Raw genomic sequence first — 15,107 nt, forward strand, 5'->3', positions numbered from 1 at the left:
GCGAGGTGCTGACAGATTTTGTCAGCAGTGTGCTTCGGGGCAGGAGTCAGTATGGTCCAGAGTCGCTAACCATTCCTGGCGCAGGGCATGGCGGCGGCGCGGATAGTGTTCCGGCAGCAGTCTGGCAGCCTCGATCCGGTCGGTCCGGAAGTGGCGAAAATCCTGCCGCAGCTCGCACCAGGCGGCCAATACCCGGGTCGATTCAAAGAACACTAGGCTGATCGGCCAGATCAACCGTTGTGAGGGGTTGCCGGCCTCGTCGCGGTAGTGGAGCTGTAGCTTGCGTTCTTCGCTGATAGCCTGACGCAGGACCGTAAGCGCCACGGTCTGCGGCCTGTCCCAACCTGGTCCGACCAGCAGTGCGTCATCATCAAGCCGGGCATTCAATGCGCGTGGCAACACTGCCGACACCTTGGCCAATACTTCAGTTGCGGCGCTGGCCAATTGTTCATCAGCCCGCTGTTCGACCCACTTAAGACCCAGCGTCAGCGCTTCGACCTCCTCACCGGAGAACATCAGTGGCGGCAACATGAAATCCGGTTTGAGCACATACCCCAGCCCCGGCTCGCCGTCGATCTGTGCCCCAATGGCTTTCAACTCGGCGATGTCGCGGTACAGGGTGCGCAGTGATACTTGCAGTTCACGGGCTAACGCCTGGCCGCTGACTGGTCGGCGATGGCGGCGCAGCAACTGCATCAGTTCAAACAGGCGGGTTGTGCGGGACATGTGTGCGGCCCTGATTCATTCCATGTTTTTCGAGGCATAAATGGCGGCGAAGATCACTAGTGCCACAGCTGCGCCGAAGTACAGAGTCATTAGTGTAGCGCCGTGTTCTACGGCCTGTTCAAGGAACAGAATCACCATGATGACTACGGAAACCTGGATGATGGTAGTTTTCAGGTCGTGAAAGTTCTTGATGTTCAGAGCGCTGAGAAAGGCGCTTTGCTCCTTGTGGACCGGCGTGATGAAGAGCCGATAGAGACCAACGGCAATAATCTGGAATGAAATGGCAATCAGCAGCAGATCCAGCACTTTAAGCAGCTTTACCGCCAGTATCTTGCCGTCGTCAGAGCTTCTTGGCATGTCCTGGAACAGCTCGATGAATATATGCGTCAAAGCGCTCAGGCTGGCAAAGTACAGCAGCACTGCAGAAAGCGCCGCTGCGGCGACGGCAACCAGGACCAGAAGGCGGCTTTTATGGAAGGCGTGCTCTATCATTTGCTTGTCCTTGTTGTTTTGAAGGCATTTCAAATTTCTGGAGTCGTCATTTGCGGTGCTTTTTGAGCAAAGTAGGCAATCATCTTCAGGTGCCTGTGCTCATCTACGATCAGCGTTTCGTGGATGAAGTCCAGACGCTTGTCTTCAAAGTCCAGGATCGAAGCTATCCCTCGTCGGTAGGATACGGGCTCTGGCTTTTTCCACCAGCGGCGAAAATCAGCTGAGAGTACTTTCAGGTCTTCGATCAGAGTCAGCATTGCAGGGTCTTGTGGTGCTGTGGCCAGATCACAGCGAAACAGCGCCAGAATCTGCTGGGCGTCCTCTTGCCATGCAGGGAGTCTTTTCCGCAGCGCTGGGTTGGCAAATACCATTCGTAGAATATTGCGTTCGTGTTGGTCCAGGTGGCTAAAACCGAACAACTCATCGGCAATTTGATTCCAAGCGATTACGTCCCAGCGCAGATTCATGACATAGGCTGGTCTGATCTCTAAATCGTCCATCATCGTTTGAATTAGAGGAGGTACTTCTAACCACTGGCAACCTTCGGTGGGTGGTGGTCGACGGTGAGCCAGCATGAACAGATGACAGCATTCTGCATCGTCAAGCTTGAGGGCTTTGGCCAAGCTCAACAGGAATGATTCAGAAACGTTGATATCTCGACCCTGCTCGAACCAGGTGTACCAGGTCAGTCCCACGCCTGCCAGCGCGGCAACTTCCTCTCGTCTTAAGCCGGGTGTGCGTCGCCGCCCGGTTGTCGGTAGTCCGACATCCGCTGGTGTTAGCTTGGCACGGTGCTGAAGTAGAAAGTCGCTGAGCTCGCTACGCGCCCGAGATAGGTTGTGTTGAGTCAATGTAGTGTTCCAGGTAATAGGATAAATGGATATATTGTAACCCTATAACAGGGGTTCCAATATTGTCACCTTCATTGAATAGTGAGGGGTGACATGACTGACTACGCAAAGCAACTGTTTCCGGGGGCGGAACCGGCAGCAGGGTTAAAGGAGTGGTGTGGTCTAGCTGTTCTGGCATTGCCCACCATGCTACTGGGGCTTGACGTCACCTTGCTGTACCTGGCACTGCCTGTTCTGGCATTGGATCTGCAACCCAGCAACACGCAGGCTCTGTGGATCATGGATATCTACGGCTTCATGATAGCCGGCTTCCTGATAACCATGGGCACCTTGGGGGATCGCATAGGGCGCCGGCGTCTGTTGATGATCGGTGCTGCTGCTTTCGCAGTGGCATCGGTCGTAGCAGCATTCGCCACCAATGCAGCAATGCTGATTGTTGCTCGTGCAGCACTGGGAGTGGCCGGGGCTACGTTGATGCCTTCGACCCTGGCACTCATAAGCAACATGTTCAAGCAACCCAGTCAGCGAGGACTTGCCATCGGTGTCTGGGCGACCATGTTTGCTTTGGGAATGGCCGCTGGGCCTGTAGTCGGTGGCGTTCTGCTAGACCACTTTTGGTGGGGCGCGGCATTTCTTGTCGCTGTTCCGGTGACTGGGGTTCTGCTTGTGGCCGCACCACTGCTACTACCTGAATACCGGGCATCTCATGGCGGGCGCCTTGATCTTTACAGTGTCGTGCTGTCGCTTGGGGCCATCTTTGCACTGATATACGGTATCAAGGAACTGGCCAAAGCTGGTGTGGCGCTTGTGCCAATCCTTGTGCTGGGTATTGGTATTGCCGTTTTGTTTTTGTTTATCCGGCGCCAACATCATCTTGATGAGCCGCTGCTCGACCTTAGGCTTTTTGCCAGTCGGACCTTCAGCGCGGCGCTTCTTGTGCTGCTCGTTGGGTTGATCGGGGTGTCGGGTGTAATGCTGTTGATCACTCAATATCTGCAACTTGTCTCGGGCCTTTCCCCCTTGGCGGCGGGCCTGTGGATGGGGCCTCCGGCTCTGGCAATGGTAAGCGCTGGTATCGCGGCCCCGTTGATTGCACGCTACATTCGACCCGGCTTCGTGGTTGCTGGTGCGTTATTGCTGTCTGCCTTGGGTTATTTTTTGCTCAGCCAAATCGATATCTCGGCGTCTGGCTTGGTTATTGCCGTAACAGGGTTTTCACTGGTTTATCTGGGGCTGGGGGTGATGGCCGCGCTGGGGACTGATCTTGTTGTCAGCGCGGCGCCGGCTGCCAAGGCGGGCTCTGCCTCAGCCATGTCGGAAATGGTGCAAGAGCTGGGTGTCGCTCTGGGGGTCGCTATTCTTGGCAGCCTGGCGACACTGGTCTACCGCGCGAACATAGGTACTCCAATGTCTTCTGAATTATCAGCAGAGGCGGCAGCAGCGATGGCCGACAGCTTATGGGCTGCGACTGCGGTTGCCAGTCAGTTGCCGGCGTCTTTTCTTGAGCAGGCGCAGGTGGCTTTCACTGTCGGGATAAATATCACCGCCATGGCCGGTGGTGTCAGTGCGACAGGGCTGGCGATCATGGCTGCACTGTCGCTCAAGCATGTTCAGGTCATCGAGAGCCCGTAGGGCTCATTGCCGGCGGTGTCCGCTGTAGCGCGGTTAGTGAGCATTGATCAGCCGCTCAAGTTGCTCCAGCTCTGCACGGTGCTGTTCCCGCTCCTGCAAGGCTTCCTCGAGTTTGCGCTCACGCTTGCGGATGTCGTCGCTGTCGCCATTGGTACGAGCGTGCTGCAGGTCTTGCTGGCGTTCGGCTACTTCTGCTTCGGACTCTTGCAGCTTGTCGCGGGCCTCGGCTAGCAGTCCAGCATCGGTGCAGTGTTCCTGTACGGCGGACAAGGCGCGTTCAAGTCCTTTGAGCCGGCCCTGCTGATCACGATCCCGCGCATCGCGGATCTGCTGTTGCAGTTCAGTTTGTTTGGCCTCGCAGCCGATCTGTGGGCCGCTTTCGGCGCAAGCCGCCAATGGCAGCAGGAGAACTAGTGTCAGGTAGGCGCGAAGGTGTGTTTGCATGATGAAGTCCTTTTATCAGAAGTTCCAAGGCCGCTTGCCTGCATTTGGACAACAGCTTGTGGTTACCAGTGTGCCGCGACTTTGGTGATTGACCAAGTGTCAGCCACAAGCGCGTAGCAGTTGTGTGGCATAGTTAGCCCCGGTTCAATGGTCTGGAGTAAGGCAAGTGACGGCAGAGCATGATGCAGCTGTTGGGGGGCGGGCAGTGGTGCCGGTGAGTTTTTATCAGGCTTTTGTGTTCTGGTTGAAGTTGGGTTTCATCAGTTTCGGTGGCCCTGCCGGCCAGATCGCGATCATGCACGAAGAGCTGGTGGAGAAGCGCCGCTGGCTGTCGGAGCGGCGTTTTCTCCATGCCCTGAACTATTGCATGTTGCTGCCGGGCCCTGAGGCACAGCAACTGGCGATCTATATCGGCTGGCTGTTGCATCGGACCTGGGGTGGGATTGTTGCCGGTGTGCTGTTCGTGCTGCCGTCGTTGTTCATTCTGATTACGTTGGGTTGGGTTTATCTGGCGTTCGGCGATGTGCCGCTGGTGGCCGGGATTTTCTATGGCATCAAGCCAGCGGTAACGGCTGTCGTGTTTCAGGCCGCCTGGCGGATTGGCGGACGGGCGTTGAAGAATCGTTGGTTGTGGGCGATTGCCGCAGCGGCCTTTGTGGCGATCTTTTTCCTCCGGCTGCCATTTCCGCTGATCGTGATCGGTGCCGGGGTATTGGGGGCTCTGGGTGGCTGGCTGGCACCACGCTACTTCCAGTTGGGTGGCGGTCATGGGGCCGCGGACAAGCACTATGGCCCGGCCTTGATCGATGATGACACGCCGCCGCCAGAGCATGCGCGCTTTAGCTGGTGGCGGTTGACGCGTCTGTTGCTGGTAGGCGGGGTGTTGTGGCTGCTGCCGATGGCGTTGCTGGTGGCGTTGTATGGCTGGCAGGGTCACTTGACCCAGATGGGCTGGTTCTTCACCAAGGCGGCACTGTTAACCTTTGGTGGCGCCTATGCGGTGTTGCCCTATGTCTACCAGGGGGCGGTGACCGGTCATGGCTGGGTCACCCCAACCCAGATGATCGATGGTCTGGCGCTGGGTGAAAGCACCCCTGGGCCGCTGATCATGGTGGTGGCTTTTGTCGCTTTTGTCGGTGGCTATGTTCTGGAGTTGTTCGGCCCGGAGCAGGCGTTTCTTGCCGGTGCCCTGGCGGCGACCTTGGTTACCTGGTTCACTTTCCTGCCGTCTTTCCTGTTCATTCTAGGCGGCGGACCGCTGGTCGAGTCGACTCATAACGAGCTGAAGTTTACGGCACCGCTGACCGGGATTACGGCTGCGGTGGTTGGGGTGATTCTCAATCTGGCGCTGTTCTTCGGTTACCACGTGCTCTGGCCGCAGGGTTTTGACGGGCGCTTCGATTGGGCTTCGGCCGTGATTGCGGCTCTGGCGGCCCTGGCGCTTTTGCACTTCAAGCGCGGGGTGATGGAAACTCTGGCCGGTGCGGCGCTGCTGGGCTTGCTGGTGTTCTGGTTGGGGTTGGCTTCCTGATCTGCGGTTATATGCTTATCGGTAAATAATCTGGGGTCGGCGCCACGTGGGGCCTGGGACAGGCTAGGCTTGAATATGCCAAGGTCCACGTGGAGGCCATGTCATGCGTTGCAAATCCCTGTTTGCCGTCCTGTTGGGGACGGTGTTTGTGGTGTTTCAGGCCAGCCGGGTTTTGGCCGGAGCGGCGGATGTGCTGGTCAGCACCGCCTGGCTGGAGGAAAACCTCGATAATCCTGACCTCCGAATCGTGGAGGTCAGCGTCAACCCCGGCCAGTTCGAGCGAGCCCATATTCCTGGTGCGGTGAACTTCGTCTGGCATACCGATCTGGTTGATCCGGTTCAGCGTGATATTGCATCGGCGGAAAATTTTCAGAAGCTGCTGCGTGAGGCCGGCATTTCCGATGGCACCACAGTGATTCTCTATGGTGACACCAACAACTGGTTTGCGGCCTGGGGTGCCTGGATCTTCGACGTATACGCCGTGCCGAACGTCAAGCTGCTCGATGGTGGCCGGGCGAAATGGGAGGATGAGAGCCGGCCCATGACCAACCGGGTGGCCAGTTATGCTCCGGGCAATATCACCCTGGGTGAGCGCAATGAAATGATTCGTGCGCGGCTCAGTGATGTGATGGCGGTGGTCGATGGTAGTGATCAGGCCAAACTGGTGGATATTCGTTCGCCCGACGAGTACAGCGGCCGGATTTTCGCTCCGCCGGGTGTCCAGGAACTGGCGGTGCGCGCCGGGCATATTCCCGGGGCAGTGAATGTGCCTTGGGGTGAGGCGGTGGCCGCCGATGGCACCTTCAAATCTGCCGATGAGCTGCGCAAGGTCTATGCCGCGGTGGGTATCGATGGCAGCGAGCCGGTCATCACCTACTGCCGGATTGGTGAGCGTTCCAGTCATACCTGGTTTGCCCTGAGCAAGATCCTCGGCTATGAGGTACGTAACTACGATGGTTCCTGGACCGAGTATGGAAACACCGTAGGGGTGCCGGTGGTGAATCTGGCCGGTACCGTCTGGGGCGGCAAATAGCCCCTGCCGAGGCTGTGGCGGTGGGCGTTGATTCCCACCGCCCGCTAAAAGGTTCCAAAGGTTCGCCGTAGCTCCTCCTGGCTGCGGCCTGGGGCGGGGGATGCCTATGCTGCGGACGGAGGCGGTGCAGCGGTCGTCATGGTTGTCACTGGTGGCGGCTGCGCTGGTGGTCTTTGGGGTATTGCTCTGGGCCTGGCTGCTGGCCACTCCGACTCCAGCTGGGCGGGCATTGAGTTTCTCGCTGCTGAGCGGGGCGTTGTTCGGGGTCTTGTTACAGCGCTCGCGATTCTGCTTTTTCTGTATTACCCGTGACTTCTTCGAACAGGGCGATGCCCGTGGCCTGCTGGGGCTAGTGACTGCGTTGGTAGTTGGTACGCTCGGTTATCACGCGCTGTTCGGCACTTTTGTACCTGATCCTCTATCCGGTCGCTTGCCGCCGGATGCCCATATCGGTCCCTTGAGCTGGGTACTGGCGCTGGGTGCGCTGGTGTTCGGCCTGGGTATGGCTGTGTCTGGTTCGTGCATTAGCGCCCATCTGTATCGTTTGGGTGAGGGTTCGCCGGTGGCGCCCTTTGCCCTGTTCGGTGCGTTGCTGGGGTTTGCTCTGGGGTTTATGAGCTGGAACCGGTTGTATCTGCTGGCCATTGAGCAGGGGCCGGTCATCTGGCTGCCTGGGCGGCTGGGGTATGGCGGTTCATTGCTGCTGCAGTTGAGTTTGCTCGCGGCCCTGGCCTGGCTGCTGGCACGCTTGGGGCGCCCCGCCGAGCCTGAGCCGCCAGTGAGTCTGGGGCAGGCGCTATGGCGTCGGCGTTGGCCTGTGCATATCGGCGGCATTCTGATTGGCATGCTGGCGGTGGTCAGTTACCTGCGGGTGGCGCCGTTGGGGGTGACGGCCGAGTTGGGCAGTTTGTCGCGCACGGCGGCCAGCGGGCTGGGCCTGCTGCCGGAGCGGCTATTGGGATTGGACGGGTTTGCCGGATGCGCGACAGTGGTCAAGCAGGCGCTGCTGTCCAATAACGGGGTGTTTGTGGCTGGGCTGGTGTTGGGTGCCTGGGTCGTGGCACTGCTCAGTGGCGATTGGCAGCCCCGCTGGCCACGATTGGGAGAAGCGCTACGCGGGCTCTTGGGTGGGGTCATGCTGGGGTATGGGGCAATGCTGGCGTTGGGCTGTACGGTCGGCACGCTGCTGTCCGGCATCATGGCTGGCGCCGTGTCCGGTTGGGTGTTTGCGTTGTTCTGCGTGCTGGGAGTATGGCTGGGGTTGCAGCTCAGGCGTTGGGGCGGTTGGTAAGGCAGGAGGTTTGCTTGGTTGCCACGACACCGCGAGAAAGTGTTGTGGCAACCAAGGAGGGTGCCTTAGCGCTTGGCGGCTTCGTACAACGGCTGCACGCGTGGAATCGCGTTCTGCAGGTTCTGAATCCGCCCCGAGTGTGACGGGTGAGTGCTGAGGAAGGCCGGTGGCTGGCCTTGTGAGGCGCTGGCCATCTTCTGCCACAGAGTGACTGCGGCTTGCGGGTTGTAGCCAGCCCGGGCGGCCAGTTCCAGGCCGATCAGGTCGGCTTCGGTTTCGTTGCCGCGGCTGTTGGGCAGGGTCAGGCCATATTGTACGGCGGCGTCGGCGGCCTGGCGGCTGACTTCGCCCAGCCCCAGCAGGGCAGTAGCGACCTGGGTGCCGGTCTGAGTTACGTAGGCGCGGGAGATGGCTTCGCGGCCATGTTCACGCAGGGCGTGGGCAATTTCGTGGCCCATGATCTGGGCAATTTCATCGTCGGTCAGGTTCAGTTTCTCAACGATGCCGGTATAGAAGATGATCTTGCCGCCGGGCATGCAGCTGGCGTTGAGCTGGTCGTTCTTGATCAGGTTGACCTCCCAGTTCCAGTTCGGCGCATCGGCGCGGAAGTGCCGGGTCTGTGGGATCAGGTCGTTGGAAATGCGGCGTAGCCTGTTAAGCATGGCGGTATCGGTATTGAGGACTTTCTTTTCTCTGGCTTCTTCGAGCATCTTGGCATAGGACTCGGCGGCCATTTGGTCGACCTGAGCGCTCGACAGGGCGCTGAACATGTACTGCTGGCGCTGTACACCAACGGCACCGCCATCGGTGGTTTGTACAGTTTCACAACCGGCCAGCCAGATTAGCGGCAGGCCCAGAATTAGTGCACGGATACTCATGGGTGGATTCCTTTCATGAATTTCGGAACATCTGAAAAACTACCTGCGTTGGCCATACTGCGTTAAAAATGGCCTCAAGATGCTCATTTACAGCACGTAAACTGCGCTCTTTCGGCTATTTTTGCCTTGTCTTGCCTGCCTCGGCTACGTTTTTCAAAGATTCCTTAACTGAATTTTATCCTTTGACATGTCGCCTGGCCAAAGTATTCCTGACGGTGGGGAAAATCCTGAAGATTTTTTGCGCCCCGCCGATAAGCCCTGTATGGGGTGAAATATTGAGGGTCGACGATGAAGTTCAAGTCCATTCAGTTATCCATTGCGGTGCTGGCCGGTGCCAGTCTGTTTGTCGCCGTGGGTGCCATGACGCTGTACACATTGTATGCCTCCGACCGCAGCCAGGAATTTGTCCAGGCGCATAGCCAGCAGTTGCTGGAAGGATTGGTCGAAGAGCGTTTGGCAGGGATAGCCGAAGGGGAGAGTGAGCGCATTCGCCGGCGCCTGGAGTATCCGCTGGTGGTTACCGGGCAGTTGGCGACGCTCAACCAGATGCTGGGTGAAGTTCAGGATGACGCCCTGCCCAGTCTGATGATGAGTCGCGAGGAAATGAATCGGGTCACGCGTAAGCTGCTCGAAGTCAACTCTGACCTGCTGAGTCTGTATGTAGCCTGGGAACCGAACTCGCTGGATGACCTGGACGAATACTATGAAGGGGTCACGACGGATGGGTATGAGGGTTCAGGGCGATTCATGCCCTGGTGGTACCGTGATGACAGCGGCAACCTGGTGCTGGAAGCATTGACCGAACTGGAAAGCACTAACCTGCTGCCAACCGGGGTCAGGGAAGGTGAATATTACCTGTGCCCGAAGGAAACCTTGCGTCCCTGCGTGATTGATCCGGCCGCTTATGAAATGTCTGGGCAGATGCAGCTGTTGTCATCGTTCAATGTGCCGATCATGGTCGATGGCGAGTTCATGGGAATTGTTGGTGCTGACTTGTCGCTGAACTTTATTCAGAGGATGCTCGAGCAAAGCAATGCCAGCCTCTACAACGGTAGCGGTAAACAGGCATTGATCAGCACTAATCAGCGCCTTGTAGCCTATACCGGCAATGATGCACAGCCGGGTGACCCGGCCGAACGCATTCTCGATGCCAATGAGCTTGCCAACCTGGCTCGTCTCGGCGACAGCCTGATTTATGAGGTTGATGAAGCGGGAGGGCATATCGAGCTGATCATGCCGATCCGTTTTGCTGGTACGGATGCGCGTTGGGTCTATCTGATTACCCTGCCGCTGGATGCGGTGATGAGTGATTTGCTGAGTCTGCAGGGTGAGCTGGAACGCCAGCAGGCCAGTGACTCCATGACCATGGTGATCATCGGTCTTTTGGTGTCGCTGGCCGGGGTCGGAGTGATGGCGCTGGTGGGCTACAGCCTGGCACGCCCGGCCCGGCAGTTGTCGAGCATGCTGGAAGGTATCGCCCAGGGTGAAGGGGATTTGACCCGGCGTCTGGAGATCGACCGTGCTGATGAACTTGGCGCTATTGCCCGTGGCTTCAATGCTTTCCTCGACAAGTTGCAGGCCATGATGCGTGAGGTGGTTGGCTCGGTGCAGCAGGTGACCGATGCCTCGGAAACTACCGCCGATATCGCCATGCGCACCAACGACGGGGTGCAGCGGCAGCTCAGCGAGATCGATCTGGTCGCTACGGCGGTAACGGAAATGACTGCTACTGCCCAGGATGTGGCGCGCAATGCGACCCAGGCGGCCGAGGCAGCCAGCAATGCCGATGGCTCGGCCAACCATGGTCGGGAAGTGGTGCGGGCGACCTCGCAGACCATTCAGCATCTGGCTGAGGATATCCAGCGCGCGGTGCTCAGCGTGCAGGATCTGGCCCGCGACAGTGAGAATATCACTGGTATTTTGCACACCATTCGCGGTATCGCCGAGCAGACCAATCTGCTGGCGCTCAATGCTGCGATTGAGGCGGCCCGGGCAGGTGAGCAAGGACGCGGCTTTGCGGTAGTGGCTGACGAGGTGCGCAATCTGGCGCAGAAGACTCAGGCCTCGACCGAAGAAATTCAGCAAATGATCGAGCAGCTCCAGCAAGGCACCCGGGAAACCGTCAAGGTCATGGAGCAGAGTCGGGCTCAGACCGAGCAAAGTGTGCTGCAGGCTGAGGAGGCCGATGCCGCCCTGACCTCGATCACTCAGGCGGTGTCGGTCATCAATGAGATGAACACCCAGATCGCCAGTGCCGCCGAGGAGCAGAGTGCGGTAGCCGAGGATATCAATCGCAATGTGGCGACCATTGACCAGGTCGCCAAGTCGGTAGCCGAGGGGGCTCAGGAGGCTTCTGAGGCCAGCGCCGGGTTGACCAAGCTGGCCGAGCACCAGCGCCGCCTGATCAACCAGTTCCGGGTTTGATCAGGGGTTGATCAGGGCTGGATCAGGGGCCCGGTGGGCGTGCAGCAGATCGGCCCCTGGGTTTGTGGACTGCTCATTGCCGGGGTTACCGGGTGCATCAGGTCTACCCGTGAGTCGGCATTGAGCAGTAGTGGTTGCAGGGCCTGCGTCGCGGTGGCGTTGGCCAGCCACAGGCTTTGCTCGGCCTGATTGAGGCTGACCGGCATACGCTCGGCCAGGCGACTGCTCAGGCCCTTGGCGGGCACTGTGATCAGCGCACAACTGTCCCAATAGCTGCCGTCATCCAGACTGTAGCGCTCCCATAACCCGGCCAGGGCCAGGCCACCTTCCCGACGGCGCAGATACCAGGGCTGCTTGCGTCCGCCCTGGCTGTGCCAGAGAAAGTAGCCATCCACCGGAATAAGACAGCGACGCTGGGCAAGGGCCTGGCGGAACATCGGTTTGTCGTGCAGGTATTCGGCCTGGGCGCTGAATGGCGCCCGACTCAGGTCGCGCAGCCAGCCGGGCGTCAAATTCCACAGAGTCTGGACACACTCCAGGCGATTGTCAGCCTTGCGCAGGATCAGCAGCCGCTGGCCTGGCGCCAGATTCCAGCTGGGCTGCCAGCCGGCAGGGGTGTCGCGGTGTGGGGCATTGAACTGGGCCAGGCGTCCGCTCATGTCAGGGCTGGCTCACTTTCGGGGTCATCAAACTCATCATCCAGTGGGGTGGCGTGTTGCCAGTCGTTGATCAACTCGCGGGCCAGTCCCAGGTCCGCAGGCTCGACCCAGAGTCCCAGCAAGTCATGAGCTGGCAATTCTCCTACCGCACCTTGCAGGTACTGGCCGGTAAGATGGCAACGGATATGGTGGCTGCTCAGCAACTGTTTTAGCAGCTCGGCTTCGATCAGATCACGGGGGTTATAGGCACACAGCATGGCGTAGTGGTCAGTCCTGCTCGCGGCGCAGGTCGATATGATAACCGTCCTGGTCGGGATCGATCCACAGGTTGACATGGATCGCCTGGCAGCAGACCTGACAGTCCTCAATGTAAGACTGGCTGCCGCCGGTGAGATCCAGCAACAAGGTAATCGCCTCGCCGCAGTGGGGGCATTGCAGCATGGCTTCTTCGAGCGCTTGCATGGGCATGACCTCCGGCAGTGATTGACCTATCCTAGGCTGTGACATTCAGTGTAGTCCGATCGTCAACCGGGCGAAACCGACCAGAGCAATTGAGACTCTGGAACGGGCCGCGCATAATGCGCGGCCCAGGGAAATCCTGAAGACAGGCAGTGAGTACGGGTTGGGCCGGCGCTGCTGTTTGTCAGGATATCCCCAACACCCACGTGTGACGAGGAGCCCCATGGCCGAGTTCGATGCCATAAGACCCTACAATGATGACGAAGTCCCGGCGGTGATGCAGCGTCTGTTGCGTGACCCTGAGTTGCTGCAGATGTTTGCCCGCTACCGGTTTCCCAGTCTGTCCCGTTGGCTGATGGGGCCGCTGGTGGCTCTGATTGGTGGTCGTCTGCGCCGCCAGGCGCGCAATATCCATACAGTCAGCGAACTGCAACAGCGGCTGGAACCCTATCTGAACCGGTTGATCGAGAGCAGTACGCTGGAAGTGACCTACAGCGGTCTGGAACATCTGGCCAAGGATCGACCGTATCTGTTTCTGGCCAATCACCGCGATATCGTCATGGATCCGGCGTTCGTCAATTACGCGCTTTACCATGCCGGCCACCCGACGCCACGGATCGCCATTGGCGACAATTTGCTGCAACGGCCCTTTGTCAGTGATCTGATGCGGCTGAACAAGAGCTTCATTGTCCACCGGTCGCTGACCGGGCGCCGCGAGAAACTGGCGGCCTACCAAACTCTGTCGGCCTATATCTGCCATTCGATTGCCTCGGGGGAGTCGGTCTGGATCGCCCAAGCCGAAGGCCGAGCAAAGGATGGCAAGGACGAGACCGACTCGGCAATCATCAAGATGTTCTGTATGAGCCGCAAGGACGAGCCGTTCCCAGAGGTGATCCGCTCGCTGGGCATCGTCCCGGTGTCCATCGCCTATGAGTGGGACCCCTGTGATCTGATGAAGGCGCGTGAGCTGGAACAGCGCGAGCGGACTGGTGGTTACGTCAAACAGCCGGGCGAGGATGATCGCTCAATAGCTCAGGGGCTGACCGGTTACAAGGGCCGGGTGCATGTGGCCTTTGGTGAGCCGCTCCAGGCCGAGTATGCCGATGCCAAGCTGGTGGCGCGTGAGTGCGACCGGCAGATTCTCGGGTCCTACCGCTTGTATGTCAGCAATTATCTTGCCTTTGAGCGGCTGCCCGACGCACCTCAGATTGAGCTGGGTGACTGGCGTGCGCAGTTTGATACCGTGACCCTGAAGGTCGAACAGGAGCGTTTCGAGCAGCGTCTGGCCGCCTGCCCGGTTGAGCAGCAGCCGTTCTGGTTGTTGCAGTATGCCAATCCTGTGATCAGTCGCGCTAAGGTTGGCTAGGGTCTGCGGCTGTGATGGGCTGCAAACAGGTGTTCGCGCTCGCGGAGCGCCCCTGCCCTGAAATTGCCGGGGCAGGAGCGGCCGCGGCCGCGAAAACATTCTACAACTGGGTGCTGATCAGACTCAGGACCACAGCCAGTACCAAGCACACCGTACCTACTGCATAAAACATGCGGTTGACCCGCACACTGGCGTTGTCAAGGCTCATGTCGCCAGCACTGGCTGGGCTGGTGGCCAGACGGGCGTTGGCGCGGGCACTACGTACTTGCGTGGCAATCCATAGCCAACTGCCGCAAACGGCGTAAAACAGCGCCAGTCCATTGAGAACCAGAGCCGGATGACTCAGATAATACATCCAGGCAGCCTGAAACACGGGCATGCGTGACCTCCGGACATGCTCGGCAACCTGCTCGTTTTCTTGTTGTTATGGCTGGGTTACAACGAAGCGTTAAAAAGTGAATGACAGGATATCGGCATATACCGATTCCGACTTAAAATCGCTCGAATTTTAACCTAAAGCGTGTCCGGCATTCGACCATGACCTACCAAAAACCGATCAAAGGCACATGCGTTCAAAACGTGGCGTTGTAACCTGAAGTGAAAAACCGCAACATTTGAATGTTGATGCAGTCAAAATCATCAAGTCCTCCATATTTAGGGATATACCCATGAAAAAGCCTTTACTTCTCAGTGCCCTGCTCAGCAGCTTGCTGGTGGTCGGTGGGTGCGCCTCGCAACTGACCGGTGATGTCTATAGCCGTGATCAGGCCCGCGCTCCACAAACCGTGCGTCTGGGCACCGTCGAGTCTGTCCGCCTGGTACAGATCGAAGGCACCAAGACTGTGATTGGCCCGGCCGCAGGTGCCGCAGTGGGCGGTATTGCCGGTAGTGGTGTCGGTGGTGGTCGTGGCAGCGCCATCGCCACCGTGGTGGGTGCGGTTGCCGGTGGTATGGTCGGCGCTGCTGCCGAGGAAGGCATTACCCGTAGCCAGGGTGTGGAAATCACCGTACGTGAAGACGACGGCCAGACTCGCGCCTATGTGCAGCAGGTGTCCAACAACATCAGCTTCGCTCCGGGTGACCGGGTGCGGATTCTGACTGTGAATGGCGAGTCTCGGGTTACCAAGTAACCTGTGCAAGTCGGCACTCCCGGTTGTCATCACGGGCGGCGCAGCCGCGTGGTGATCCATGGCTACTGATGGATTACCACGCTGCTGTGTAACTCATCAAAATCAAGTTCTCCCCGCAATAATCACACCCCCAAGCCTGTTCCCGGGCTAGTAAATTGCTTCAAATTGCTACAAGCGTAGTGGCTTCCCCT

16 protein-coding genes and 1 pseudogene are annotated in these 15,107 nt (G+C 58.7%); 8 read left to right on the forward strand and 9 right to left on the reverse strand.

Going from position 1 to position 15,107, the window contains the following annotated elements; all coding sequences use genetic code 11:
• Nucleotides 1–21: 21 nt before the first annotated feature.
• From C2846_RS01515 to C2846_RS01525, 3 genes are read right to left on the reverse strand one after another with little or no spacing between them, the layout of a single operon-like run.
• A complete protein-coding gene (locus C2846_RS01515) occupies nt 22–726 on the reverse strand; it encodes a helix-turn-helix transcriptional regulator (RefSeq protein ID WP_119700511.1) in 705 nt (234 codons plus the stop codon).
• Between the two features lie 15 nt (nt 727–741).
• Nucleotides 742–1,218 (reverse strand): YqhA family protein, encoded by a 477-nt coding sequence (locus C2846_RS01520; RefSeq protein WP_119700512.1) that lies wholly within the window; start codon nt 1,216–1,218, stop codon nt 742–744.
• A 29-nt stretch (nt 1,219–1,247) separates the two neighbouring features.
• Nucleotides 1,248–2,069, reverse strand: a complete 822-nt coding sequence (locus tag C2846_RS01525) for a helix-turn-helix transcriptional regulator (RefSeq protein WP_119700513.1) — start codon at nt 2,067–2,069, stop codon at nt 1,248–1,250.
• A gap of 93 nt (nt 2,070–2,162) precedes the next feature.
• On the opposite strand from C2846_RS01525, the gene C2846_RS01530 reads away from it, so the two are divergent.
• Nucleotides 2,163–3,701 (forward strand): MFS transporter, encoded by a 1,539-nt coding sequence (locus C2846_RS01530; RefSeq protein WP_119700514.1) that lies wholly within the window; start codon nt 2,163–2,165, stop codon nt 3,699–3,701.
• A 33-nt stretch (nt 3,702–3,734) separates the two neighbouring features.
• Here the strand turns inward: C2846_RS01530 and C2846_RS01535 are convergent, their stop codons facing one another.
• Entirely contained in the window at nt 3,735–4,145 is a 411-nt protein-coding gene (locus C2846_RS01535; protein WP_119700515.1) for a DUF1090 domain-containing protein, read from the reverse strand.
• A gap of 205 nt (nt 4,146–4,350) precedes the next feature.
• On the opposite strand from C2846_RS01535, the gene chrA reads away from it, so the two are divergent.
• The 3 genes from chrA (at nt 4,351) to C2846_RS01550 (ending at nt 8,000) form a co-directional block, all read left to right on the forward strand.
• The gene (gene chrA, locus C2846_RS01540) at nt 4,351–5,676 is read left to right on the forward strand and encodes a chromate efflux transporter (protein WP_420848995.1); all 1,326 of its coding nucleotides are present in this window, start codon (nt 4,351–4,353) and stop codon (nt 5,674–5,676) included.
• Between the two features lie 103 nt (nt 5,677–5,779).
• On the forward strand, nt 5,780–6,709 hold the full coding sequence (locus C2846_RS01545; protein ID WP_080049806.1) for a sulfurtransferase: 930 nt from the start codon (nt 5,780–5,782) through the stop codon (nt 6,707–6,709).
• Nucleotides 6,710–6,815: 106 nt separating this feature from the next.
• Nucleotides 6,816–8,000, forward strand: a complete 1,185-nt coding sequence (locus C2846_RS01550; RefSeq protein ID WP_080049808.1) for a YeeE/YedE family protein — start codon at nt 6,816–6,818, stop codon at nt 7,998–8,000.
• Nucleotides 8,001–8,065: 65 nt separating this feature from the next.
• On the opposite strand, the gene C2846_RS01555 is transcribed toward C2846_RS01550, so the two are convergent.
• The gene (locus C2846_RS01555) at nt 8,066–8,878 is read right to left on the reverse strand and encodes a M48 family metallopeptidase (RefSeq protein ID WP_119700517.1); all 813 of its coding nucleotides are present in this window, start codon (nt 8,876–8,878) and stop codon (nt 8,066–8,068) included.
• Between the two features lie 1,410 nt (nt 8,879–10,288).
• Between C2846_RS01555 and C2846_RS19005 the strand changes: the two are divergent.
• Nucleotides 10,289–10,447: pseudogene (locus C2846_RS19005) on the forward strand (HAMP domain-containing protein); the annotation flags it as partial.
• Nucleotides 10,448–10,528: 81 nt separating this feature from the next.
• Nucleotides 10,529–11,302 (forward strand): methyl-accepting chemotaxis protein, encoded by a 774-nt coding sequence (locus C2846_RS19010; RefSeq protein WP_420848996.1) that lies wholly within the window; start codon nt 10,529–10,531, stop codon nt 11,300–11,302.
• A gap of 11 nt (nt 11,303–11,313) precedes the next feature.
• On the opposite strand, the gene C2846_RS01565 is transcribed toward C2846_RS19010, so the two are convergent.
• Genes C2846_RS01565 through C2846_RS01575 form a run of 3 tightly spaced genes read right to left on the reverse strand, consistent with a single transcriptional unit; the run spans nt 11,314 to nt 12,423 of the window.
• Nucleotides 11,314–11,961 carry an SOS response-associated peptidase gene (locus C2846_RS01565; RefSeq protein ID WP_080049812.1) on the reverse strand — a complete coding sequence of 216 codons (648 nt, stop codon included), beginning with the start codon at nt 11,959–11,961 and terminating at the stop codon, nt 11,314–11,316.
• Nucleotides 11,958–12,218 (reverse strand): putative signal transducing protein, encoded by a 261-nt coding sequence (locus tag C2846_RS01570; protein WP_080049814.1) that lies wholly within the window; start codon nt 12,216–12,218, stop codon nt 11,958–11,960. Before C2846_RS01570 ends, C2846_RS01565 begins: the two co-directional genes overlap by 4 nt.
• Before the next feature lie 10 nt (nt 12,219–12,228).
• Complete coding sequence (locus C2846_RS01575; RefSeq protein ID WP_080049817.1) at nt 12,229–12,423, reverse strand: CPXCG motif-containing cysteine-rich protein; 195 nt, start codon at nt 12,421–12,423, stop codon at nt 12,229–12,231.
• A gap of 220 nt (nt 12,424–12,643) precedes the next feature.
• On the opposite strand from C2846_RS01575, the gene C2846_RS01580 reads away from it, so the two are divergent.
• On the forward strand, nt 12,644–13,786 hold the full coding sequence (locus tag C2846_RS01580; RefSeq protein ID WP_080049819.1) for a 1-acyl-sn-glycerol-3-phosphate acyltransferase: 1,143 nt from the start codon (nt 12,644–12,646) through the stop codon (nt 13,784–13,786).
• Between the two features lie 100 nt (nt 13,787–13,886).
• Here C2846_RS01580 and C2846_RS01585 read toward each other — a convergent pair whose 3' ends face one another.
• On the reverse strand, nt 13,887–14,165 hold the full coding sequence (locus C2846_RS01585) for a hypothetical protein (RefSeq protein ID WP_080049821.1): 279 nt from the start codon (nt 14,163–14,165) through the stop codon (nt 13,887–13,889).
• A gap of 289 nt (nt 14,166–14,454) precedes the next feature.
• Here C2846_RS01585 and C2846_RS01590 point away from each other — a divergent pair, with 289 nt between their 5' ends.
• Nucleotides 14,455–14,916 (forward strand): outer membrane lipoprotein, encoded by a 462-nt coding sequence (locus tag C2846_RS01590; protein ID WP_080049823.1) that lies wholly within the window; start codon nt 14,455–14,457, stop codon nt 14,914–14,916.
• Nucleotides 14,917–15,107 lie beyond the last annotated feature (191 nt).

Source organism: Pseudomonas jilinensis, from assembly GCF_003586265.1.
GTDB classification, from domain to species: domain Bacteria; phylum Pseudomonadota; class Gammaproteobacteria; order Pseudomonadales; family Pseudomonadaceae; genus Halopseudomonas; species Halopseudomonas phragmitis.

Excerpts from the sequence above, each read along its gene's own strand:
- C2846_RS01585 (WP_080049821.1), bottom strand. The coding sequence starts at position 14,165 with ATGCCCGTGTTTCAGGCTGCCTGGATGTATTATCTGAGTCATCCGGCT.
- C2846_RS01565 (WP_080049812.1), bottom strand. The coding sequence starts at position 11,961 with ATGAGCGGACGCCTGGCCCAGTTCAATGCCCCACACCGCGACACCCCT.
- C2846_RS01520 (WP_119700512.1), bottom strand. The coding sequence starts at position 1,218 with ATGATAGAGCACGCCTTCCATAAAAGCCGCCTTCTGGTCCTGGTTGCC.
- C2846_RS01530 (WP_119700514.1), top strand. The coding sequence starts at position 2,163 with ATGACTGACTACGCAAAGCAACTGTTTCCGGGGGCGGAACCGGCAGCA.
- C2846_RS01580 (WP_080049819.1), top strand. The coding sequence starts at position 12,644 with ATGGCCGAGTTCGATGCCATAAGACCCTACAATGATGACGAAGTCCCG.
- C2846_RS01555 (WP_119700517.1), bottom strand. The coding sequence starts at position 8,878 with ATGAGTATCCGTGCACTAATTCTGGGCCTGCCGCTAATCTGGCTGGCC.
- C2846_RS01515 (WP_119700511.1), bottom strand. The coding sequence starts at position 726 with ATGTCCCGCACAACCCGCCTGTTTGAACTGATGCAGTTGCTGCGCCGC.
- C2846_RS01570 (WP_080049814.1), bottom strand. The coding sequence starts at position 12,218 with ATGCTGTGTGCCTATAACCCCCGTGATCTGATCGAAGCCGAGCTGCTA.
- C2846_RS01545 (WP_080049806.1), top strand. The coding sequence starts at position 5,780 with ATGCGTTGCAAATCCCTGTTTGCCGTCCTGTTGGGGACGGTGTTTGTG.
- C2846_RS01590 (WP_080049823.1), top strand. The coding sequence starts at position 14,455 with ATGAAAAAGCCTTTACTTCTCAGTGCCCTGCTCAGCAGCTTGCTGGTG.
- C2846_RS01550 (WP_080049808.1), top strand. The coding sequence starts at position 6,816 with ATGCTGCGGACGGAGGCGGTGCAGCGGTCGTCATGGTTGTCACTGGTG.
- C2846_RS01575 (WP_080049817.1), bottom strand. The coding sequence starts at position 12,423 with ATGCAAGCGCTCGAAGAAGCCATGCTGCAATGCCCCCACTGCGGCGAG.
- C2846_RS19010 (WP_420848996.1), top strand. The coding sequence starts at position 10,529 with ATGCGCACCAACGACGGGGTGCAGCGGCAGCTCAGCGAGATCGATCTG.
- C2846_RS01535 (WP_119700515.1), bottom strand. The coding sequence starts at position 4,145 with ATGCAAACACACCTTCGCGCCTACCTGACACTAGTTCTCCTGCTGCCA.